This is a genomic window from Streptomyces sp. KLMMK (assembly GCF_036961605.1).
Classification (GTDB): domain Bacteria; phylum Actinomycetota; class Actinomycetes; order Streptomycetales; family Streptomycetaceae; genus Streptomyces; species Streptomyces telluris.
Genome location: NZ_JBAMDC010000749.1, coordinates 1 through 1,261, shown reverse-complemented (window position 1 = coordinate 1,261; position 1,261 = coordinate 1). Strand labels below are relative to the sequence as shown.

The following is a 1,261-nucleotide window of genomic DNA, read 5'->3' as shown; positions in this document are numbered from 1 at the left end:
GCGGCCGCCCTGGCGGCCGGACGGTACGCCTCCGACGCCGCCCTGCGGGCATCCCCCGGCGGGCCGCCGCCCGACCAGCCGCGGCTCGCCGTCCACGCCGTCGACGGCGACTTGATCACCCTCACCCGCCACCGGGCCTCGCTGCGCCCGGGCACCTACGGGCTGACCGGAAGCGGCCTGCACGCCGTCGTCGGCGCCGTCGTCCACGACGCGCCGCACGCCGCCGACGCCGTGGTGCGCCGCCTGGAAGGCGTCACGCGCGGCGTGCCCGAGCCGGGCGACCGGGTGTGGATGACGCCGCAACTGCACGCCGGGAACCCCCGCGACGCCCTCGGCCTGGACCACGCCGACGTCATGGTCCCCGGCGAGCTCGGGCCGCTGCCCGCCTGGTTCCTGCCCGCCGCCCGCGAGACCTGGGTGATCACCGTGCACGGCCTGGGCGCCACCCGCGAGCATCCGATGGTCGTCATGCCGCTCCTGCACCGCCTCCGGTTGCCGGTCCTCGACCTCGCCTACCGGGGCGATTCCGGAGCCCCCCGGCCACCGGACGGAATCAGCCGTTTCGGGCTGACCGAATGGCATGATCTCGCCGCTGCCGTCCGCTATGCCCTGGCCCAGGGTGCCCGCCGCATCGTCCTCCACGGCTGGTCCACCGGCGCCACCATGGCGCTGCTCGCCGCCACCGACCCCGCCCTGCGCCCGCACATCAGTGGCCTGGTCATGGATTCGCCCGTGCTCGACTGGCCGGCCGCCCTGCACTCCCTGGCCGCCGCCCGCGGCGTGCCCGCCCCGCTGCTCCCGCTCGCCCTGCACGCCGCCCGCGGCCGGACCGGAATGGCCCCCGACGGGCTCGCCCGGGTCCGGGACCCGGCCCGGCTGACCCTGCCCGTGCTCCTCGCCCACGGTCCCGACGACACCGTCGCGCCGTGGCACACGTCACGCGAACTCGCGGCCGCCCGCCCCGATCTGATCGTCCTGCACACCGTCGCCCGGGCCCCGCACGCCGCGATGTGGAATGCCGCCCCGGGGCGTTACGAGGAGGCTCTGCGGAGGTTCCTCATCCCCTTGATGTGACGCCCTCACAGCCTCCAAGCAGCCCTGATCCAGCGGCAGGAAGTGAATGGTGGACGGCTGGACAATTGATTCCGATTGGGTTTTCGGAGCGGCAGCGGCAAGACTGCTCCTGTGACGTCCCGTACTCCGCGCGACTCCCGGCTCAGACTTGTCCCCCGACAGCCGATCGCCGCTGCCCGCCGGGCCG

At 75.1% G+C, this 1,261-nt stretch carries 1 protein-coding gene; it reads left to right on the top strand.

Annotation, left to right across the window (positions count from 1 at the left end; genetic code table 11):
- Positions 1-1,074 (top strand): alpha/beta hydrolase (locus V7793_RS37715; protein WP_336014258.1); only part of this gene is annotated, 1,074 nt, incomplete at its 5' end.
- Positions 1,075-1,261: the final 187 nt, after the last annotated feature.